The following is a 23498-nucleotide window of genomic DNA, read 5'->3' as shown; positions in this document are numbered from 1 at the left end:
AAAAACGATGAAATCAATAACAACAAAATATATCTTTTTCCCGGTACTGGTACTGTTGTGCCTGGCCGGGTTGGCTTCATGCGATTATATCCATGACGAACTACCTCTTTGCCGGCATACACTCCGTTTTGTTTACCGGCATAATATCAAACATGCCGATGCATTTGCCTATGAAATGGAGAATCAGGAGGCAGCAAAAAATGTTCGTTTGTATATTTATAGTGCTGATGGCAAGTTTCTTTCATCTCGCCTGATCGAGGGAGAAGAGTTAAAAAAGAACGAAGTGGATCTGAGCGAACTTGCCCCGGGCGATTACCGCCTGTTGGCTTGGGCCGGTTTGAACGCTCAGGATTATACGTGGACGAAACCGGCCCCCGGTTCTTCTATCGATGACTTCCGTATGTCGGTACAAATGGTGGAAAATCGTGTCGATCGCGAATTGTCCGGTCTTTTTCAAGGGGAACTGGAATATACGATACCTATCGGAGGTACTACCGATACCGAGTTCCCATTGGTAAAGAATACCAATAAGATACGTTTCATACTGATCGATGCCAACCGGGGAACGAAACTGACGTCGGATGCATTCGACTTTGCTGTTACTACCACAAACGGCGATCTTGATGCGCACAATGAACCGGTCTCTCCTACACGAATCACCTGGTTGCCTTATTTGCAACAGGTAGAGGAAGTGAAAGCCTCCGGTAACGAAACGATTAAGTATGAGGCTGTTTGTACGGAATTGAATACACTTCGTTTGATCGACAACACTACCGGTACGCTTCGTATCCGTTATGCGAGTGAGAAGACGCCGTTTATCAACGTCAGTCTCACGGAACTCCTGAAATTGACACAGATAGCATCTCATAAACTACCGGGGCAGGAGTATTTGGATCGGCAAGACGAATATGTGATCACCGCATACGTCGACATCGTCGGCGGACGGGCACACTGTCTTGAAGTGATCGTTGATGACTGGATTGTTCGTTTGGAAGACTTGACACTTGGAAATGAGGAGATGACATTATGAAAGGTCGATTGAATCCATATAGGAACCTGTCAGCGGTTGTCTGCCTGCTTGCTTTTCTCGCCTTCGGTTGTGTGAGTGGCGAGAAGGGTGGCTCCGGCGACCTGGATCTTCCCGAAATGGTGGAGGTGGATTTGCAAGTGGGCATAGCGGATGTTGCGCCCTCGTTGCAAACGAAAGCTGACGAAGGTGAGGAGGTAGAAAGAGAAGACAAGAATGCTTTGCCGGGTGAACAGATTCATTCACTGGTCGTGCTGATTGTCAATAATTCTACCCAAAAGATTGAGAAGAAGTTTTTGCCCGATTTAACGAATGATGAGAAGGCTTTGAAGGGTGAACTGACAAGTTGGAGTTCCGAAGAGTTCCGACTGCCCAAAGGAACGAAACGAATTTATGCATTTGCCAATTGGGAGTCGCTGAAGAATGAGACGCTGAAAGCTGCTATCGAGGCAAAAGAGGGTGACGAGATGCCGAAGCTACCGGAAGATGTCTCCTGGCCTGAAGGTGGTTTTAACCCGGGGAATGGAGTTTATCTTCCGATGAGTTACGCTGAAACGTGGGAGGTTTCTTCTTCGGTAAAGAAAAGAATCGAACTTACCCGTTTAGTGAGTCGTTTGCAGGTGAAGGTGGCTAATGCCACAAGTCATAAGTTGCAGTTGGATGGTCTTACATTTGGTTCTTTTAATAATAGAACGCTTTTGTTTGGTGGGGCTATTAAGGATTGGTATGAAAAAGGTGATGTGAGTTTTTTACCTGCGGAGACAAAAACGCTGCAACCGATGGGGAATAAGCCGGAAGAATATACCTCCGACTGGATGTATGTTTTTGAGACAGCTCAGGCAAAAGGTTTCCGGCTTGATTTTAATACGATAAGTGAGGGGGAGATATTTCATGATGCCAAGATGCATAGTGGAATAAGATATACTAAAAACACGGAAGTCGAACGCAATCATATTTGGAGTCTGAACTTGTGGGTTTGTGGTTACACGTTGACTTTGAAGTTGAAAGGAGAAAATCCGCCGATCGGTGGTTATCCAGTGATGACGTCGGAGGTGATGGAAGGTTTGAACGGTACGCTGTATGGTGGTGGTCCGTTTACTCTTGAAATCGGAATGTTGAAATCGCCGGAAAATCAATTGACTGTACCGAATGATATCCAATGGTCAATCATAGATGTTGAAAATTCTGATTTGTTAATAGATAAACAGTTAGAATTGGCAGGTAAGACGATAAAGGGTTGTATGGTTGGATATGCTGATAATGGAAAGAGCCTTAGCTTTAAGTTGAAAGCAACAAGTAACGGTCAGGTGGTATCTGTTTTTCCAGTTAGGCTGTATTTTGCGGAAATATTCAGCATGAAATAGGAGTCCGTCTGCTCGTTGAACAGGCGGGCGTCTGCTTATCGAACAGATGGGCTCCTGTTCATCGAACAGACGTACGTCTGCTTGTCGAGTAAATGAAGGGTTACTCGATAAGCAGTTCGAAAGATAAAAATAACTGATGTTATAACTAAATTAGAATACGATGAAACGAAATAAAATAAAATATGACAGGTGGCTTCGGATGCTGTTTTTGTCGTTTACCTTGTTGATGACGGGGGGAATGGCTGTGTGGGGGCAGACGGGTCCGGTGACAGAAGAGTCTAAAAGACCAAAGATTACTTTATTGGACTGTAATAGTCAAGTGGAATTAGACGATGGTTCATTTATGCATATAGGGCATGATAGTGTGTTCCATGAAGAAAAAGTGGTTTATGTTGTGTCAGGTAAAGAGCGAGAATTGTTTATTCCTGAGTTAAGAAATAATATACGTGGTGGGGATGATGAACGATATAATTGGTTTGTGCATTGGTATGTGGTAGATAAAAATGGTAAGCCAATAACAAATCATAATGTTCAGTTAAAACATAAACAAGTAACAATAGATAGATCTATCGCTACGTTACAAGGTGGAGACTGGTCAGGGGTTGCTAGTGAAAAAATATCTCATGTAACCCAAGATTATTTTGTGAAAGAACAAAACGGTGGATTAGTTTGGTCAAAAAGGATTAGAGATAATATTTGGAAGGGAAATAATACTTCCGGATTAGGTGGATACGGTATGGATGTATCTACGATTGAGTTTACATGTCAGGAGACGGATTTTCAAAATGTGAAAATTTATTGTGACGTAAGTTTCTACTTGGATGGCAAGTGGGAAGCAAGGAGTGATAGTGATATTGCTGCTGAATACACTGAGCCAACATTGACTAAACGATACGTCTTCCAACTTCATAATGCAAAAGAAATTCGGGATAAAATTCAGGATGCTATTCCTGAGGAGTTTAAATTTGAATATGATTATCCGTATTCGAAGAAGGAAGAACTTCAAACTATAAATTTCACGATGCCTTATGCGCCTGATAATTATTTTTGGCATGTTAACGGTAAGTTTGTTCAAGGTAAAAAATTCTTATATAAATATGAAGATGATGACGCTTTACTGGCTTTCCGATTATCAACACGTAGAAATAGGAGGATTCCTTTTCAACAGGTTCAAAGAATCGTAAAAAAAAGTGTATATCAAGAGAGCAAGCCTATTGTTATAACTGTATTAGTTTCGGATGCTGAAATAGAAGAAAATGAAACAGATGACCAAAAATCAAATGAAGATACTGATGAAAACAATGGCAACACGAAAGAGGTAGCTAAATTCATCTTTAAACCGAAGACAAATTCAGGTTTTATGCTGGATGATCAAACATTGAAAGATATGTCAGAGAGATGGCCAAGGAAAAATACAGGGAAATACAGTATGATTGGTCATGTTGATTTTGACAATAATAATGTAATAAACAAGGATCCCCAAAAGGGAGATAACATGTCTGCCAAGCCATTTGGTGCATTTGCAGATAATTGGACAACTTATGGATTTTTGAATAAAAATGCTTATACATTGGATTATACAAGAATATATGATCCTAAGGGTACTCATTTGTCTAGCACAAGTAACCAGAATGTATATGGACTGTTTAGGAGTGCCAATAAACCAGGTGTATCCGTTGGGTTGGATTTGAGTTCTGTTATCGAAGGATCTTTTCAGAAAATTGACTGGAAGAGACTTTATTTATGGCCTGCTACTAATACAAATTATGCTAAATTGCCAGATGTTAGTAATAGGGTATTGTATGATCGTACTGCTGAAGTTTCTAGAGATAATAATGAAAAAGGTTTACCTACGGAATTTGGTTATTTTTATTATATTGATGCCAGTAACGATGCAGGAACATTGGTAGAGGTTCCTGTAGATAAAATTTGTCAGAATACAGAATTGACAGTAACTGCTTGGGTGGCAGATATGACGCGACCGAGTTATGTAGATGATAAACAAGAAGCAAGGAGGGATTTGCCTTTGGCTCCTAATATCAATTTGTTTTTTAAGGGAGTTAGAGCAGACGGAACGGAAAAGGTACTTCATCGGTTCACTTCGTGTGATGGGTTGACTGATTATCAAAATAAAGGAGAAAATGGTAAATATGTTAACCTTAATCTCGTAAAATGGCAGCAACTCTGCTATTCGTTTGTAGTTACAGAAAATTTGGATGAATATACGAACTTTCATCTTGCTGTCCAGAATAATGAACCCCACACTGATGGTGCCGATTATGCTATTGACGACATTCGTATCTTTAAAACGAAGCCGCAGGTAAGGCTTGTTCAAGCAGGGAATTTGTGTGATACGGAAATAAAAAGCGTAAGGTTCGTTACGGACTATAATGTGACACTTGCAAATTTGGGGTTATTAAATCGACTTCCACAATATCCTGTAACTGAAGAAGAAGTTAATAATTTGCCGGAGAAGCATCCTTTTAAAGAATGGATAAATAAACAGAGCAATAAAACAGAGGTCCTTTCTACATTTAAAAAAATGTATTATTCACTTTATAAATCTGATGAAAAAGGGAATATTGGTGAGTTAGTTAAAATAGATTATTCAGGAGATGGAGAAGGTGAAATTTATCGTACTTCTTATGTCTCTACCAAACCGGAATATATGGTATGGACTGGTACAGGAGTAACTGATGAAGGATTGGTGTCTTCTGCTCCAATTGAGATTAAAGAAGGTGAACTTGTTCCCAATCAATATTACAAGGCCAGATTATCTATAGACCCTCCAACTGAGACAGATAATGTTTCTTCTCCTTGTATTTTGGTTGGTGATCCGTTTGTCCTGATTGTTGCTGATAAAATTTATGACATTTTGGATGGAAAGAATAGTTCTATAGAATTAGAAAATATTCGAAAAGGAAATGTTTATACATTGAAGGGACAACTTAGTTATAAAGAGAGTCAGGCTTCAACAGAATTTAAACCTATTGAAAATCCGAAATTTGATTGGTTTATAGGTGACTTAGATGAATTTACAGCTTCTGATGCTATTACATTAGGGGATGGAGCTTCATATTCAATTAGAGATGCTTTAATTGAGATGAATATTCCTAGTAGTGATAAAAGTACAGAAATTAAAAAATTATTAACGGAAAAATTTAAAGTTTATAATAAAGCAGAAGTATCAACAGAAGAAGGACCAACAGGACGATTGGTTTTTGGAGCTTCTTCTTTTGAATATCAGACGATTCAAAAATATCAAACTGTTATTTCTTGTGCTTCTCAGTATCAAGAAGATGACATATCGCTGGAAAAAGGGAAACTGTTTTGTACAGATCCAGTTGTAATTCCTTTAGGTGGAACACCTCCGACTATTACACCAGGTGACCCTGATGTTCCAGAACCTGATCCGACTGATCCGGAAGATCCGGATAATCCTCAACCGGATAAAGATCCGGAGACCGGTTCGCATGTTCGTTCTGTGCGTGTGGGTCTGATTCAGATTCAGGATATGGCTAAGGGTGGTACATTGCGTATTCCTATTCATGCTCGAAAATCGCAAGAAAATGAGATGTTTTATGCAGATAAGGAGAATGTGGATATAATTTTGCGTGAAACATCAGACAAACAGGCAAAATCAGAAAAAGGTAAATCTATTGCAACTTTGTCTAAAATTGTAGATGAGGATTGGGAAAAAGCAACTTGGTCTCAAAATTATTTTGAGATTAAATTTAGTTTGGATCATGTTTCCAAAATGCGTGAAGGATTTTGGTATATGGTTGAAATTCCGTATGGAGTTTGTGATAGAGAAGATGCAACTGTGGGGACACTTCATTCTGGTTCTTTCAAACTCACCCTTAAAATTGTACCTGAATACGTGACTTGGGTAGGTAGTAAAGAGAAAATGCACAACTGGAACAACGACGATCTGAACCATTGGAGGCGTTCTAAAAATGCAGAACTTTATATGTCAGGCAAGAATATAGGAGCCGAGGCCAATGGCACACATCCGGAAGCCTACACCCCGATGCGTTTCACAAAAGTGACAATTTATGGTAAAGCAAAAGACAAGGATGGCAATTATGCTATTGATGGCAATGCTTATGCCGCCTATCCACATTTGTACAAATTGAGTAAACGGGGAACAGATCCGACTGTCTTGTTGGATATGGCTCCGGCAAACATGGATGCAACTATCGGTACCGCCACCAAGAACATCGAATATGACTTGTTGGCTGATCCTGAGTTTGAAGTGGAATTAAACGGAAAACTTTTCAATCCATTGGGAGAACATTCTTACGCCTGTGTCCGCTTCTACGGCAACACTTGCGACGAAATCTATATCAAACCCGAGTCGGAAATCCTGCATACGGAATACCTGACCTACAACAAAGCTCATGTAGACTACGAAATGGATCCGAACCGTTGGTATATGCTTGCTTCACCTTTGAAAGGTGTTGTTTCGGGAGATATGTATTTGCCGACAGAAGAGAGCAATATCGGTAAATATGCACGGCAAGAGACTCCGGCGTTTGGAGAGATTTATTATAACAATATAGATTATACCCGTTGGACTCCAGCTGTTTATATGCGTGGTTGGAATAATAGTTCTGTGAATGTTATTTATCCGAACAATGTAGCTCAATATGGAGTATCAGCCAATTGGTCAAATTTGTATAATGATGTGGATGTATCGTTTGCTCCGGGAATCGGATTTTCTATCGGGACAAAGACAACAACAGATGATAAAGTGTTATTCCGTCTGCCCAAAGCAGATACAAAGTATAGTTATTATAACGGTGCAGGGGGCAGCGAAGACAGTAAGACTCTAATTACAAAGAATCGACAGGGTAATGGTCGTTTCTATTTTAGTCCGAATGAGAAAGGAGAAGGAGAGGTTACTTCTTTGGAAACTAATACAACTGGTATGGTAGGAAATCCGTTTATGTCGCATTTAGATATGAAAGAGTTTTTCGATATCAATCCTCGGAGTAATGATACCTATTATATTTTGGATGGCAATACCACGATTACAAATATCGCAGGTGAAAAGTATGAGTTATCTACAGATAGTGATTACGATCCAAACTATGTAGCTCCTCTTCAATCATTTATTAAAAATGATTTGGATAATAAAGTTGTATTTACTACTGCTATGATAGCCAAGGCCCCCACTTCAGGAAAGAAAGTCGGCTTGCGTTCCGCTACTGCTGCGGCATCAGAAAAGACATTGCCTCAATTGCGTATCACTGCCAGCCGTGGTGGTGTACATAACACTGCGCTTGTGGCAGGTCTTGTTACAGCATCAGACAGCTATATAGAAGGTGAAGATGCAGCCTTGCTGATCAATGAGGAAGTCGCCGCTCCGCAAGTGTATACACTTGCCGGTAATCAGATGACGGCTATCAACGTGACGCCGGAACTGAAAGATATTCCGGTCGGTATCTATGGTAAAGATGCTTCTCCGGTAGAACTGAGTTTCAAGCTGTCGGGAGATATGCAGAATGTTACATTAGTAGACAAGCAGAGTGGCAAGGTTTATCCGGTGACTGACGGTTTGACCCTGACTGTCTCCGGCAATACTTCCGGACGCTACTTCCTGAATGGCTCGATCGCTACGTCGAACGAGGTGATCGCTCGCAACGAGATTGTATGTTATGCCAATGGAAACGGTCAGATTGTGGTTTCATCGGTTGATCCGCTTACCCGGATCTCCGTCTATAGCGTCTCCGGACAGCGTTTGCGCTATTTGGATAATCTGAATATGCAGACGGTCTATGTCAAAGACTTGGCTCCCGGTATTTATATCGTTAAAGCTGAAAGTGTAACACAGGTATGTTCGGAAAAAATGGAGGTTAAGTAATTGTGGATACAATATAAATCTTCATAGATATTTGTAACTGAATGGCGGTCATATTATTAATGGCCGCCATTTTTTTATTCAAAAAGGCATTCCCTTTATTGTATCTTGTATCGACTAGTTGCCTTTCTGAATAATTTCAGCTACATTTGCGTGCGTAAAAGCTCGAATAATGAAGGGAATCCTCCATATACTATATTTCATATGCCTTGTTTGGATGCTGGCCGCCTGTAGTACGACGAAATATGTCGGTGACGGTGAATATCTGCTGGATAAAGTAGAGATTGTCTCCGATAATAAATCTTATAAAACAAATGAGCTGAAGCCATATCTTAGACAGCAACCGAACTTTAAAGTGTTCGGATTGATGAAATGGCAACTTTTTGTTTATGACTGGTCGGGCCGGAATGAAAAACGTTGGCTCAGTAAGCAGCTTCGCCGGATCGGGGAGCCGCCTGTCATTCTGGATACTACATTGGTAGAGCAATCGACGGATGAGTTGAGGCGGTTCTTTATCAATAAAGGATACGTGAATGCGGAGGTCTCGGCCGAGATAGATACTTCGCGGCAGAAGAAGGCGGTTGTCATTTATAAGATTAATTCGAATGAGCCTTACCGGATACATAATTATACGATGGAACTGGATGATTCGAAGATTGACAGTATTGCCCATTTGAAAGCCCCCAAGCGTTCGGCTGCCTCTTCGGCTTTTCGGGTATATCCGGAAGACTATACCTCTTTGGTGAAAGACAGTTCCCTGTTTGACAGGGATATACTGGATAAGGAGCGGCAACGCATCACGACATTGCTCCGTAGAAGAGGATATTATGCATTTAACCGTGATTACCTGGCTTATCTGGCAGATAGTTCCTACAATAGGAATATTGTGGATTTGGATATGGTTCTTAAACCTTACCGTAAATTAAAGCCGGACGGTTCTGTTGTCGATACCCTGCATCGCCAATATTACATCAAAGATGTAACGATTGTGACAGATTATGATCCGCTGAATCAGACGCAGAGTGACTTATCGTTTGCTTCTGCCGATACGGTGAAAGCAGGAGATTTACAGATTCTCTACGGAGAGAATGGTAGAACTATCCGCCCAAATGTTTTACGTAGAAGTACTTATATAACTCCCGGCAGGTTATTTAACGAACGGGCTGTTGAACAAACTTACTCTTCGTTTGCCGCTCTCCGCGCATTGAGGAATGTAAATATACGTTTTACGGAAGTGGAAGAACGCGACACGATGATGTTGAATTGTACCATCCTGACTTCTCCGGCAAAGTTACAAGGTTTTGGTGTTGACCTGGAAGGAACGAACTCGGCTGGTGATTTCGGTTTTGCTTCCAGTGTGAGTTACCAACACAGGAATCTGTTCAGAGGCTCGGAGATTTTATCAACGAAAGTGCGTGGAGCCTATGAGGCTTTATCCAAGAGTTCGGCGGGCGGCAGTTATTGGGAAGTTGGAGCGGAAGTGTCTGTTTTGTTTCCCCGTTTTCTGTTTCCCTTTGTCAATGAAAGTTTCAAACGAAGGGTGCGTGCTTCTACGGAGTTGAAGGTCAGTTACGGTATTCAGACACGTCCGGAGTACAGACGTGCGATCCTTTCCGGCGGATGGAGTTATATCTGGCAGGAACGCTCGAATACACAAGCACGGCATGTTTTTAAATTGCTGGATATCGATTATGTGCATTTGCCGAAGATCGATCATGATTTTGAAGAGAGTTTGCCAAACTCTACCCGGATATATAATTTTACGGACCAGTTTGTTGTTGGTTCCGGTTATACCTATTCATTTACGAATTATAATCCTCAGAACCGTTTGAGGAATACACATTCTTTGCGTGTATCCTTTGAGATGGCCGGAAATCTGTTGTATGCGTTTTCCAAGATAACGAATGCAAAGAAAGATAAAGACGGATTGTATAATCTGTTTGGAATTAACTACTCACAGTTTGTAAAGGGGGATGTTGATTTCAGTAAAAGTTATGTATTGGATAGCCGTAATAAGATCGCATTTCATGTGGGAGTAGGTGTCGGTTATCCTTATGGAAATGCGAAGATGCTGCCTTTTGAGCGGCGTTATTTTTCCGGTGGGGCGAACAGCGTCCGCGGATGGTCTGTCCGGTCATTGGGACCGGGAGGAATGCTGGCAGACTCTGTTACATCGTTTGCCGACCAGGTCGGGGATATCCGTTTGGACTTGAATCTGGAATACCGGACCAAGATGTTCTGGAAATTTGAACTGGCGGCTTATGTCGATGCAGGAAATGTCTGGATGATGAAGCCGGATAAGGATCATAAAGATGGCAACTTCGATTTCTCCCGTTTTTATAAAGAAATAGCCGTATCTTATGGTTTGGGATTGCGTCTGGATTTCGATTTCTTCCTGATCCGTTTTGATACAGGTATGAAAGCTTATAATCCACAGGTACGTGGAAAAGATCGGTGGGCTATTCTGAATCCCAATTTAAAGAATAATTTTGCCTGGCATTTTGCAGTAGGATATCCCTTCTGATGAAAAAAAAGACTTTCCTGTTTGCAAATATAAATATTAATGCTACCTTTGCACCGCAAATAAGGATGGTCAGGTAGCTCAGCTGGATAGAGCAACAGCCTTCTAAGCTGTGGGTCCTGGGTTCGAATCCCAGCCCGATCACATAAAAACAGGCGGTTATCAGTGATTGATGACCGCCTGTTTTGGTGTTAATGGTACGATTTCCCGTTCTCATCGAGGCTGAATACAGATGACATGGTTTGTATTCCTTCCCGGTTCTCTACTGTACAAAGAATATTTTTCTCCCTGTCTACCAGAAACAGATGGTTCCGTTGTTCTGGGTTGACATGTCCTACCCAGTTGGTAAACAACAGACGCCCGTCCAGGAAATATTGCATGCCTCCCAGAAACTTCAACGGTTTACCGGGAATATCCTTGTTGGATATTTCCCAAACGGTTTTACCTTGTTTGTCTAGCTCCACGATGCGGGGGTTTTGTGTCTTATCAGCAACAGCGACCAATGTGTGTCCATCCGGCAGCCGGATTACGGAATGAGGGCCACCGGGTATCTGTACCTGCCAGACAACTTTACCTGCCTGGTCATATTCTTTAACACATTCATCGCCGTAATGAGCAACCAGATAATGTCCGTTATCCAGTTTCCGGGCATTGCGCATAAAAGCAAATGTCCCGTCTGAAACGCCTTCCGGTAAAATGCATATATCACTGACGATATTCCCTTCGGGAGATACTTCCAGCAGACGTCCGGCATTACATTCTCCGATAAACGTATTTCCATTCTTCAACCGCTGGCAGGCAAAGATCGGACTTTCGGAAGTATAATGAAAAATGGTATCGTTCTGACGGGTGATTTCCAGTACCCCTTTGCCGGTTGAAAATAACAGGTTACCGTTGGGTAATACCCAGATGTCATTCGATTCCGGAGCTTTATGCTGCCAGACGATCCAGTTGTTTTCCATAATGAACACTATCCCTTGCGAATAGTCTGCTCCAACAAAATTCCCGCACTGGGCCACGGTTGCCAGGCAACAGATACAAGAAAGAATGAGTGTATAAATAATGGTTCTCATGATCTTTTATTGATTATAAAGATAATACGTATTCTGCCAGGTCATTCAGTTCGTTTTCAGATAATGCTTCTGCCGGAGCATGTATTTTCAGCATTTCCTGCATTGTGTAAGCACGTCCGTCGTATAAATAGGGGGCTGTTCTCCATACTTCGTTCAGTGCGGGAACATCCATTTTGACATGCTCGTCCGGTCCGTTGGTCCAGCTCACTTTATATTGTTTCATATCTGTGTAGTAAGTTCCGGAATGGCAGGAAGAACAATCTTTCTCAAAATGAGCTTTGCCTCTCTTTGCCGCTTCCGACAGGTTGCCGTTCACCAGTCGGGGACTGGGAACCGGGGATAACGATTTCAGATAGGCATCGATAGCCGGAGCTACTTCTTCGGTTGAAGCTGAGAATAAAATATATTTGATTCCCGAAACAACTGCGGTCTCTGCATCTTTACGGATTCCGGTGACCATACAGGGCGGTGTCTGATGGGAGAGGACTAACGTCTTGGTGTTCTTAGGATTCCCCATTCCATCATTCAGCAAGTCCCAGTTCAGTCCGTCCATCCGGGCATCATTCGGATGACAACTGGCGCAACTCTGCCATCCCTGGAAACCGATCGATGCGTCATGGAAATACATGTCGCCTTTGCCTGTTTGAGTGGAAGCGAGAGGAGTACCCAATGAAGAAGAAGTCATCTCTTTTCCACTCTGATTGAAGGCTACAAGTTCACCGGTGTAGTAATTTGCCGTATATACTTTATCCGAAGTGACGTGTAAGGCCCGGGGACCTTTCCCCTGTGTTTTGTAAAAATCGCGGATACCGTATAAGAAGCCGGCGTCATCCCGGATATGTGCATAATCTTTTGTCGAGGGAGTTGCTTTTCCCCCTTCTTTTACCTGTGCCAGACGGTTATGCAGCATCGCTCTGTCTATACAGGCCAGTTCGTGGGTACCGGAAATTGCCACCCATATTTTGCTGTCGTCCGGTGAAACAACGACATTCCAGGGATTTGAGGCTCCTTTCTGGGGAGTATCCAGCAGAACAGTGTTTTCCACTTCCTGTGAATGCAGGTTGATGATAGATAAAACGTTGGTACTCATCCATCCCCGGTCCACCTGATTGGTCGGGAGTTGGTAGCGTGCCAGCAAATGGACGGCATATGCATAGTCGCCTTTACTGTCTGTAGCCAGGGTTTTTACATCAGTCGAACCGTTCGGGAGTTGTAATCGTTTCACTACCTTTTTGTGGTTCACATCCACAATATCCAACTGACAGGCAACCGGATAAGCAAGCGACGACATTTCCGGCAGGTTATTGGCTACCAGCAGCATGCTGTCGTTTGCAAATGAGATGAGGTCTACCGGTTCACGTCCAACGGGAATTCGGTTCAGTACTTCTTTTGTTTTCGGAGAGACTTCCCAAAGTTCATTATTGAAACGTTGCGTAGTCCACAAGGATGCGGTTTGTTTATTGAATAACAGGGCGGAGGGCGTATGTCCCAATCGGGTATCCGATATGACGGACAAATCTTTTCCGTTCAATTCGCACAGGGAACCGTCTGCACCGTCACACACCACCCAGATATGTTGGTCGGGTGTTTCCGCCAGATCGTTTACTGGTGCAGGCAGTACCGCTTTTGTCCCGGTTTTATTGAAATTGGCGTCGATGAGGCGTATTTCTTTTTTATCCCGGTTTGTCACCAGGAGTCCGCCTTGCTTTCCGGCACTCCAGATATGGTCCGGAGCAAAAATATCATCTCCGCTGCATCCGGTCAGGATGGTCAGGGAGAGACAGGCTATATAGGTCCAGTTTATTTTCATGATCATTACTTCTTTGCTTTTAACGATTGAAGATACTGGCGGATATTTTCTTTTTCCGCAGCACGGGATGTTTCCCGTTTCTTCTCATAATAAGTATAATACTCTTTTTCTTCCTGTGTCCAGTTATTCGCTTCCCGGTAATCGCCGATGAACGGAACACACAGGTCGATCCATAAAGCGATCGTTTCCATTTCTTCTTTGCTCAGTTTGCAGCCGCCATGCCCGTTTTCAAGTCGCTTGATCAGATTACTTGTATTGGAACCTGCAAAATAAGGGGCAAGTAAAGTCGGCTCGGATAAATTGCTGATCCAGTTCACTTCCGGATGATGGGCGTCTCCCTGCCAGGAGTCGTTATCTCTGGTCATTTGACGGGCATGAGTCAGGTTCAGGTAAGAATCTGAGAATTTACGCTTCGTCTGCTGGTCTACTACCTTTAATTCACCTTTCAGGCTTAGCTTGCTTTTTACTCCGTCGTGGCAGGAAATGCAATGAGCGTCCTAGATGGGTTGCACTTCTTTGATATAACTGAAACAGCGGTCGCCGATACCTTCCGGCTCGATCTTTTGGATACCGGTGTTCATCGCCATAGATACCGGATGCGAGGCTATCGGAACGGTGTTTTTATGTTCATGGCAGCCTACGCAACTCTGCGTTTCTCCCGGTTGCAGCGTCGACCAGCTGCGCATGGTTTGCACAACCCGGTTGTTTTCGTCTAATGCCTGAAAATAAAGCGGAGTACGGCAAGGAACTTTAAAGAAAGCCGAACCGTCGGGATTTACATCGACAGTTCCCAATATCCGTTTTACATCCCAGCTGGCGTTGCCGACACCTACCGGAGAGAAGGCATGTCCGGCACCACCCGCATCAAAACCGAAAGCAGCACCGATACTGGCTACCCGGTAGATGGGTTCTACAATTCTCAGTTTTTTGATCGTTCCGGGCTGAACACCTTTCAAGCCGTTGCCTTCGTAGATATTTTGCATATAATAGACACCTTCATCTTTTGTATAGTCCACATTGTCTACGCGCTGGAAAGGACGTTCACGTTCGGACAACAAGACCGGTTGGTTGCAAGATATGCTGGCGTCTGAAACCAGCAGTTCCCATTCACCGGACGGTGTCATCCAGTAAATACCGAATTCCATCGGATGACCTACATGGTAACCTAATGGGGTATAGGATATTAAAAACTCCTTTTCATTCAATGGGTAAGGATGCTGGAACTGGTCGGCGAACTGCCCGTAGGCGTCGATTTTTACGGCTTCCGGTTTCCGGAGCGGAGCAACCAGCATGACGCCTTCATTCTCGTCACGTCCGGCTTCCGGGTCGATAATACATAGTTTGCCATGCTGGGGAGTGTGATGTCCCAGGATTGTCGCCATCACTTTCCGTGTTCCGGGGATTTGTCGGGTGTGGGTGAGTGTGGTTGGGAAAAAACTGTTCCCGCCATAGTATTCCGCTTGTCCGGTACCGTCCGGGTTCATCTGGCAGAGCGGTTGCATGAATACCTGGCCACGGTCATTGTATTCCCAGCGGGTATAGACCACCCGTCCGTCATCGAGCAGTGTCGGGTTTGATGTATGTACCTGGTCGAAACCAACCTGGCGCATATAACGTCCTTCACGGTCGCAGAGATAGAGGTTGCTGACTTCGACAGTCCAGCAATCCACTGCACTTCCGTTGCGGGTCGAATTGAACAGAATGTTTTCGTCGGGCAGATAGATCGGCTCTATGTCGGCAAATCCCAGACCTGAAGTGATTTGTTTCAGTTTCCGCGACGGCATCTCCATTTCATAGAGATGAAAATCATCCTCCTTTTGTGATTTCTTCCAGGCAAAGAGAATATGTTTACCGTCGAAATGAACATCCGGATCCCGGAAGACACCGGCTGTATCTTTTAATAAAGTTTCTTCCTTTGCCCAGATCCCGTCCATTTTGAAATAAGCCAGCTCGCCACCAGCAAAGAAGTTGCATTCTGCGCGGGCATCCGACAGACCTTCCGTATAAGCGAAAAAGGAAGGGCGAAGTGTGCGGAATTTGGTAAACACGACTTCGGGAGTGTTTTTTATAAAGGATGCCAGTCGCTGTTCCCTTCTTGCTTTACAGGCATCCAGATAGGCGGATAAAGCCTGTGTTATGCTTTCCGGCGTGTTGGTTACTTTGGTTTCCTGCTGTAATTTTTGCAAACGCTCTGAAATTTGTTCGGGCAATGTTTTGTCAAACCATTTTACATCGCTTCCATCCTGTAGCCACCAGTCGTAGTAAACCGGATAGTGGTGATAGAAATGCAGATGTGCCTCCCGGATCAGGGTGGCAGTACTGTCTTTTGAAACAAGACCTTCGGTTGCCTTTATTTTATTAAACCGGTCTTGTATGTCTGTTATAAATTCCTGTTTGTCGGCGGGATAGTGGTCCTTATATACTTTTTCCTTGTTCTGGCAAGCTGCCAGAATGAGGAGCATAAGTCCTAATCCTATTTTGTGTAAGTTATTCATATATATTACTCCCTTCTTTGTTGTTATTGGTTTGCCGGAATTGGCAAACGGAAGTCATTTTTCCCCACTTATTTTTTCTTTGTGGGGAAAAAGTCCCACTAGCGTGGGGAATAATCCCCTTTGCAATGGGGAATTATCCCCATTGCAAAGGGGATTTTTACTTAATAGCACTTTTATAAGCCTCCACAATAGTAACTCCACTGGATGTGCCGATGCGGGTTGCTCCTGCCTTGATCATGGCTAAAGCAGTATCGAGGTCGCGGATACCGCCAGCCGCTTTTACTCCGATTTCCGGACCAACTACACGGCGCATCAGGGCTACATCTTCTACAGTCGCACCGGCTGTTCCAAAACCAGTCGAGGTCTTAACAAAGTCAACTCCAGCCTCTTTGGCTATCCGGCAGACTGTTTCCTTTTCGGCATCCGACAGATAGCAGGTTTCCAGAATCACTTTGCAGATAACGCCCGTCGGTCTACAGATAGCAACCATCTCTTCGATTTCTTTCTTTACAATATCCAGGCGGCCTTTTTGTAATGCGCGTACATTTATTACTGTATCTATTTCCGTCGCGCCTTTAGCGATGGCGTCGCGTGTTTCGAAAGCCTTGCATTCGGTCGTGGTCTGTCCTAACGGAAAGCCGATGGCTGCACCGACACGGACGGGCGAACCTTCCAGCAGTTTGACGCAGGTTTCTACTTCCGCCGGATTGATGGCAACCATGGCGAATTCGTATTTGCGTGCTTCGTCACATAGTTTCTCAATGTTTTCTGCTGTGCCGAAAGGTTTCAGGAAAGTATGGTCGATCATTCCTGCCAATTGTTTTACTGATAAGTTCGCTATTATTTCGTTCATGATAAATGATGTTTAGAATGTCAAAACTGTTTTTATAACTTCGTTACGTTTTACGGCTTCCAGGGCCTCGTTGATTTGTTCTATTTTAAAGCGGTGGGAGATGAAGTCGGATGCGGACAGCCGGCCTTCGCGTATCCATTCGGTCAGCGCTATCATTGCTCGTTTCTCTTCCGAACGGGTCGGCCAGCGGTGGATGAACAGGTTGAAATTGTAAGGAGCCTGGTCCAGGTCGATCGTCGGATTCTTTGTCATTACGCCATATACACAAATATCTCCGGCCATTTTTATAAGGGGTAGGGCCGAATGAACGATGGAAGGCAGGCCGACAGCGTCGATGACCGTATCGTATGAACGATTTGCGGCAGCGATAAATTCGGGTGTCGCAATCTCAGCCGGCGTATAGCCATTATCAGCACCCATTTGTCTGGCTAGTTCCAGTTTGGCAGGTAGCATGTCGACAATATCCACTTGTCCGAGACCGAATAGTTTGCCGAGTTTCACAAAACTCAACCCGACAGGACCGGCACCGAATACCATCACTTTCTTTCCCGGTTCCAGGCGGAAGTCTTTGAATGCACCCACTATTTCACGCCAGGTACAGGCAATGACCGCTTCTTCCGGCTGTATATCGGCTGGTATTGCATTCTGTATTTCGAAGCTGTCCCAGCAGCCTTGTTCCGGAGTGGCAAGGCCTTCTTCCTGCAAAACTTCGAAATCGTTTACTACGACATATTCACAGAAACCGCCCCAGGCACTGTTCAGCCCCGGTGTCGTAAAGGAGGCATTCAATCCGCCGATTACCCTGTCGCCTACCTTGAAATTTCGAACTTTACTTCCGACTTCTATTACAATGCCAACATTTTCATGGCCTAAAGCCATCGGGAACTGATCTGCCCCCGGAAAATGTCCGGCTATCAATTTGCTGTCGGTGGCATTGCACAAAGCGACCATTTCTGTTTTTACGAGGGCCTGGTACGGAGTGATAACAGGCATATCTATTTCCCGGATTTCTACTACGCCGGGAGCTGTTGCGATTACGCTTTTCATTTTTCCTTTCATATTCATTCTTATAGATTTAAATCCGACAGGTCTGTATAAACATCTTTCAAATGCTCGTACGTCCGGTCGAAAACAGCTATTAATTCTTTGTATTTCTCTACATTGGCGGGGATAGGGCTGATCTTTTTGTCGATATGGATAAACCGGTCGGTTACACTGAAATCTTTGAATAAGCCGGCTCCGATTCCTGCCAGGATGGCGGCGCCCATGGAGGTCGCTTCTTCCAGATAGTTCGGGATTTTTATTTCAGTCTGATAAATATCGGCCATCATCTGCTGCCAGATCGGATTTTTAGCACAGCCTCCTATTACCGTCATATTTTCTACGGGGACGTGGTTGCGGAATATATTGACGATAAGTCCCAGGTTCAGGGTGATGCCTTCCATGACGGAACGAAGCATATCGCCATGCGTGTGTCCTACCGTCAGTCCGATAAAAGCGCCTTTGGCATTTACGTTCCAGCGGGGAGAACGTTCGCCCATCAGGTAAGGCAGGAACAATAGTTTGTTGGAGCCTACCGGAGATTTCCGTATCTGTTCGTCAATCAGTTCGTACACATTCCCTTTCCTGATTCTGGCTTCTTCCTGTTCAAACAGGCAGAGTTGCTGCACCATCCAGTTATAGGAAGCGCCTGCCGTCTGCATAGTTCCCGACGGATGCAGCATGCCCGGTACGACATGCGCCCAGTTCATGGTACGGCGTTGTTCGTCTACAACCGGCTTTTCTACTGTCAGGGCAACCCATGAGGAGGAGCCCAGATAATTGTAGGATGTTCCCGGGGCTACACAACCTACGCCGACTCCGGCACAACTGCCGTCGCCTCCTCCGCAGATAACCGGTGTACCTTTACGGAGTCCGGTGGCTTTGGCTGCTTCCTCCGTTACTTCTCCTATAACATCAATAGAAGAACGGACTTCCGGGAAGAGGGAGATATCCAGTCCTGCTGCTTCTATGATCTCTTCGCTCCATGACCATCTGTTCAGGTCGTAGGCGTTTGTTCCGGAAGCATCTGACGGGTCGGTGGCGATCGTACCGCAAAGGCGGAAATTGATGTAGTCTTTTGCATTAAGCATTTTGTACGTTTTTGCAAAAACTTCCGGCATATGTTTTCGTATCCACATTAATTTTTCTATTGAATAGGAAGCACTGATACGGTGTCCTGTTATTTCATAGAAATGAAGCGGGTCCATTTTTTCATACAGGAAAGCTTCTTCCTCCTGTGAACGCTGGTCGCAGTACAGCAGGTGTGGAGAAAGCGGATTCCCTTTTTTATCGATACATAAGCATCCCATCATCTGGCCGCTCAGGGCAACTCCGGCGATCTCTTCGGGTGATACGAGTTGAAGTAATGCATTTGTTGTTTCTGTTATGGCTTTCCACCAGTCGGACGGATCCTGTTCCGCGCGGTTACCGGCGGCATAAACAGTCTGGTAGGAGGCGACACGGGATGCAACCAGCATGCCTTCTTCATTGAATAAAGTGGCTTTGTTGCCACTTGTTCCTAAATCGTGTGCAATGACGTATTTTGCCATGGTCTTTGAATTTTATTTATAATGCAGCATTCGTATATCCGGTCAGTCCGACCAGGATGCCTCCTGCTATCCCCCCGGCAATAATGACGGCCCAACGTGGAAATGCCTCTTTCAATAATCCCAAACGTGTCCCTCTGGGAGCACAGAGTGTATCACATACGACAAATCCCATAGCGATGGCCCAGCCCATATCCACCCAGGGAGCACTTCCGCGGGCTCCCTGATGGATGAGGCTGAATTGCATGGGTAATCCGTTTACATCGGTAGCTAAACCGGTGGAGAAACCGAAACCGGGCAATTTGTGATTCACCAGCCAGAATGTTCCTATAATTAAGGCGGCCGCAATAAATCCTCCTTTTGCTCCAAAATCTTTCACCAGTTTGGGCCAGCAGAATATAACTGTAAAAGTGACGGCGAAAGAACCGAATATACTGGTTATGATACCGGCATTGTACATGCCGAACAATTCATTGTAAGTTTGTAACCATTCGCTCATACTGCATCCTCCTCTTTTGACAGGCGATTACCGCATGAACGCATCATCCAGATGGTTATTCCGGCTAAAGCACCTCCGATCAGACAACAAAACAAAGTGGGGGCAGCCAGGAAAAACTGAGTGAAATCACCCTGGAAACGAACGATTCCCCAGGCTATGCCGGCAGAGCCGATACACCATCCCTGATCCAGCCATATTTTTCCTTCCGGATTTAATATGGCTCCGTTATAATGGTTCATGTACCACATGATCCCGATAATAAGGGTAGCAGCCAGCCATCCTCCCATTAAACCGTATGTTTTCCAAAGTTCCGGCCAGATGCCGAAAGCAAATCCTCCGCATATTGCCGAACCGGCAAATGTAGATAAGTAGTGTTTCATGATATTTAGGTTTATGATCTGTTAGTTCAATTGTAATTTAGCTAGTGTAAAAGGCTTGTCGTGTTTGGTATTTACTTTGTCGGGACCTGTCACGATGTCGAAGCAGGATACAATCACCTGGCCGTTCCAGACGATCGGTTCTCCTGGCTGGTCCAGACCACCGTCGCTACCGTCGCAATCCGGACTTTGGGCGATACACTGAATGCGGCCGTTCTTGTCTATACGGGCCACTGCATTTTCAGAAAAGTCGGCTACCCAGATATTTCCGTCGTCATCCATGCACATTCCGTCGGTGGTGCGTAGTTGTGACGGGTCTTGTGCCCATATCTCATTTCCGATAACGTTGCCATTGGGATCCATGGTTATTCGGTGAATGGTGCCGTCTCCAAAATTTCCTACATATAAATTGTCTTCTTTATCGAATACGATTCCGTCAAGTCCGTACTGAACTGCTTTGTTTTTCGTAATGACGGTTGTGAGCAGGTTCTTATCTGCTTTTGTATTGGTTACTTTTATATTCTTATCGTTCTTGTCGAAGCAATAGACTCCGCTTACCAGTAGTCCGGACGGATCCTGGATGGAGGAGAGGGAGCTTTGTGTTACATATAATTTCCCATTTCTGAAGCGGATGCCGTTGGGGTGTTCCATACCGGTGGCTACTTCGATAACTTCTTTCAGTTCGTAGCCATCTAATTTTAAGCATAAGATTCGGCCTTTGTTCCTGGCCTTTTCAGCTCCGCTCCATCCCTGGTTGTCACAAATAAATAAGTTTCCTTCATCATCGAAGGTGATTCCCATGGGAGCAGCCCAACCTGTTTCTTCTAATATGGGTACATTCATCCATTTGCTGATTTTCCCGTCTTTAGTAATCCGCATCAGGCAGGCTGGTTTCGACAAATCGGCAAAGTTCGGACAAGCCAGGATCAGGTCGCCATTTGGGGCAATTGCCATTCCGTCGGGTGTCGGACAATCATCCGGCAATTCCATGAATAGTTCACTTTTTTGCATTGCCGGTGTACAAGCTCCCAGGAATGCAGATAATAAAACTGATATTAAAAACACGTTCTTCATGATATATAGATTTTTCATAGGCAAAGAAATATAATTCTGCCCTGAAAGAGTTTCATCTATCGGTCAAAAGCTTTCAATATTCGGTCAGTGAATGATTTGTGTTGTTGTAAGGTGTTGATCTTTAGTAGCCTGATTGTATGAGGCTTTTATATGCCGGAATAAATCTAGATGAACTTTTTCAACGTGTATTTGAACTTATTCCTGAAATATTTCCGGATATTTCCGGATGAAATACGTCGGTGTACAACTCCAGGCATGGCAATAGCTATTGACCGGGAAAAAGTTGTATGGAGATAAAAACTCATTTTTAGGATCATAAACTTCCCAGAATGTATCAGCACCTTTGTGGATCATTCCTCCCCAGTATTCTGCTACTTCATTTCGGGCTTCTTGCGGCATTCCGCTTTTGATCAGGGCTTCAATGTAATAATGGAACAGGTAAGGTGCTCCCGGAGTGCAGACATTCTCTGTTGTTTTCAAGGCTTTTAAAGATCGTTGGGCTTCTTTTTGTGTAGGTATTTCTCCCAGTATCATCCATATTTGGGAAGCATAAGAAACCTGATCATTCAATTTGCCTGTGAATAAACCCGTTTTTGGATTGTAGAAATGCTTTCGGGCAGCTTTTTTCATCTTTTTGATGAGTCCCGGAAGTTGGGTGACCTCATTTTCTTTGTTCAGTAATTTTGCCAGTTCATAGGTCTCTTTGAAAGCAAAAACAGTAACGCCATGAAAAGCTACTTCTCTATGTAATCCGTCTTTCCAGTCGAAGAATATCCACCATTCACGGGATGCCCGTTCGTAATTCATTGTTCCGTCATCCTGTAGGTATTGGTAAGCTGATTCCAATTGTTTTTTTACAACGGGCCAAAGATCCTCAGCCGTCTCTCTGTCTCCCGTTTCCTGCAAATAGTCTTTGAGGGTAACGCCAAACAGGAAAGAATAATCATATAAATGTTGTTTTGCCTGGGGCTTGGGCTCCTGGGTTTCAAAAACAGTTGCGTTTAGTTTTCCGTTATGCTCGCTTAGTCCGGCCAGCAGGTAGAGGCAGCGTTTGGTCAGATTGTATTGTTTGAAGGAATAGTTGTTAGCCAATGCTTCCAGATATAAGTCGCCCAACCACAGACGCTGATCCCTTTTGGGACCGTCTTCGTAAACGGTTTGCATACATTCTTTCAGAGTATTTAAACTAACCCGGTCTATGTCTTTAAATATCTGTGGCGTGGCAGCCGATAATTCTCCGGGCGTATTGACGGCAGAAGTAACAGCGTCGCATTTCATTCCGGAAATACAGAAGTCATATCCGGGAGGAGTCGCGATAAGTTCTATTTTTACATATCTGAAGGATACACGGCGTGGAATGGTGATCGTTGACGGCATTGTCATCATGGTGACTATTTCATCTTGTAACCACGCACGGCTGAGTCCTCCCTGATAAGGATCGAAAGGTGTTACCAGTTCAGAAGGAACTTCTCCGAATGTCAGTTTGAAGCGTGCCGGTGCGTCTGCCTCGGCTTTTAGTAACTCCGTGCTGAAACTGAAACTACCTGTTATGTGCTCTCCGAAATCGACAATGACGGCTTTTGTCTCTTTAAAAGAGTTATCGTAGAGTGTATTTATAGGTGCTGTTTGCTCTGCTTTGTATTGCTGGAAAGCATTTTCATCTTTTATTATATGTACTAAACCGACCGGCTTTTTTTCTGTAACGGTCAGTTGAGGAATGCTTTCTTTTGCTTTTTGTAACCAGGATGCCCGCTGGCTGGCATAAAAATCTTGTCCGTGGACTGTTATAAAACAACTGGCAAGTAAACAGTTTAATATAAGTGTTTTTAAGGTCGTTTTCATGTTTCTATAAAATATGAATAAGTGTTTTATCAAAAGTATTCTTTCTTATAAATAGTTGATAAAATTACTATTTACCGGGTGGATGTATGTTGTATTATTGATATTAAATGTT

13 protein-coding genes, 1 tRNA gene and 1 pseudogene are annotated in these 23498 nt (G+C 44.0%); 5 read left to right on the top strand and 10 right to left on the bottom strand.

From position 1 onward, the window contains the following. The first annotated feature begins 7 nt into the window (after window positions 1-7). The 5 genes from K6V26_RS15640 (at window position 8) to K6V26_RS15620 (ending at window position 10919) form a co-directional block, all read left to right on the top strand. Entirely contained in the window at window positions 8-1030 is a 1023-nt protein-coding gene (locus tag K6V26_RS15640) for a FimB/Mfa2 family fimbrial subunit (protein WP_224263240.1), read from the top strand. Then, window positions 1027-2391, top strand: coding sequence for a hypothetical protein (locus K6V26_RS15635; RefSeq protein ID WP_224263239.1), 1365 nt, complete (start codon window positions 1027-1029; stop codon window positions 2389-2391). Before K6V26_RS15640 ends, K6V26_RS15635 begins: the two co-directional genes overlap by 4 nt. 160 nt (window positions 2392-2551) lie before the next feature. Then, window positions 2552-8257 carry a T9SS type A sorting domain-containing protein gene (locus tag K6V26_RS15630; protein ID WP_224263238.1) on the top strand — a complete coding sequence of 1902 codons (5706 nt, stop codon included), beginning with the start codon at window positions 2552-2554 and terminating at the stop codon, window positions 8255-8257. Between the two features lie 169 nt (window positions 8258-8426). Next, on the top strand, window positions 8427-10778 hold the full coding sequence (gene tamL, locus K6V26_RS15625; RefSeq protein ID WP_224263237.1) for a translocation and assembly module lipoprotein TamL: 2352 nt from the start codon (window positions 8427-8429) through the stop codon (window positions 10776-10778). A 67-nt stretch (window positions 10779-10845) separates the two neighbouring features. After that, window positions 10846-10919: transfer RNA gene (locus K6V26_RS15620), tRNA-Arg, on the top strand. A 47-nt stretch (window positions 10920-10966) separates the two neighbouring features. On the opposite strand, the gene K6V26_RS15615 is transcribed toward K6V26_RS15620, so the two are convergent. The 10 genes and pseudogenes from K6V26_RS15615 to K6V26_RS15565 form a co-directional block, all read right to left on the bottom strand. After that, window positions 10967-11848: a beta-propeller domain-containing protein gene (locus K6V26_RS15615; RefSeq protein ID WP_224263236.1), complete on the bottom strand. Its 882-nt coding sequence runs from the start codon at window positions 11846-11848 to the stop codon at window positions 10967-10969. Window positions 11849-11861: 13 nt separating this feature from the next. Then, window positions 11862-13664 (bottom strand): c-type cytochrome, encoded by a 1803-nt coding sequence (locus K6V26_RS15610; RefSeq protein ID WP_317197490.1) that lies wholly within the window; start codon window positions 13662-13664, stop codon window positions 11862-11864. Continuing rightward, a pseudogene (locus K6V26_RS15600) lies at window positions 13664-16153 on the bottom strand (HzsA-related protein). Before K6V26_RS15600 ends, K6V26_RS15610 begins: the two are co-directional and overlap by 1 nt. A 157-nt stretch (window positions 16154-16310) precedes the next feature. Next, window positions 16311-17006 (bottom strand): deoxyribose-phosphate aldolase, encoded by a 696-nt coding sequence (deoC, locus tag K6V26_RS15595; RefSeq protein ID WP_224263232.1) that lies wholly within the window; start codon window positions 17004-17006, stop codon window positions 16311-16313. A gap of 12 nt (window positions 17007-17018) precedes the next feature. Then, window positions 17019-18053, bottom strand: coding sequence for a zinc-dependent alcohol dehydrogenase (locus K6V26_RS15590; RefSeq protein WP_087880785.1), 1035 nt, complete (start codon window positions 18051-18053; stop codon window positions 17019-17021). A gap of 20 nt (window positions 18054-18073) precedes the next feature. Beyond that, window positions 18074-19597, bottom strand: coding sequence for a xylulokinase (gene xylB / locus K6V26_RS15585; RefSeq protein WP_010802357.1), 1524 nt, complete (start codon window positions 19595-19597; stop codon window positions 18074-18076). 16 nt (window positions 19598-19613) lie between these two features. Then, window positions 19614-20093, bottom strand: a complete 480-nt coding sequence (locus K6V26_RS15580) for a Lin0368 family putative glycerol transporter subunit (RefSeq protein ID WP_007657547.1) — start codon at window positions 20091-20093, stop codon at window positions 19614-19616. Then, complete coding sequence (locus K6V26_RS15575; RefSeq protein WP_007657549.1) at window positions 20090-20473, bottom strand: Lin0368 family putative glycerol transporter subunit; 384 nt, start codon at window positions 20471-20473, stop codon at window positions 20090-20092. The genes K6V26_RS15580 and K6V26_RS15575 overlap by 4 nt, the downstream gene beginning before the upstream one ends. 21 nt (window positions 20474-20494) lie before the next feature. After that, window positions 20495-21544, bottom strand: a complete 1050-nt coding sequence (locus K6V26_RS15570; protein WP_224263230.1) for an SMP-30/gluconolactonase/LRE family protein — start codon at window positions 21542-21544, stop codon at window positions 20495-20497. A 195-nt stretch (window positions 21545-21739) separates the two neighbouring features. Beyond that, window positions 21740-23386: an alpha-L-rhamnosidase-related protein gene (locus K6V26_RS15565; RefSeq protein WP_224263229.1), complete on the bottom strand. Its 1647-nt coding sequence runs from the start codon at window positions 23384-23386 to the stop codon at window positions 21740-21742. Window positions 23387-23498 lie beyond the last annotated feature (112 nt).

The organism is Parabacteroides goldsteinii (assembly GCF_020091425.1).
GTDB classification, from domain to species: Bacteria; Bacteroidota; Bacteroidia; order Bacteroidales; family Tannerellaceae; genus Parabacteroides; species Parabacteroides goldsteinii.
The sequence above is the reverse complement of the archived record's forward strand: the minus strand, read 5'-3'. Positions and strand labels throughout refer to the sequence as shown.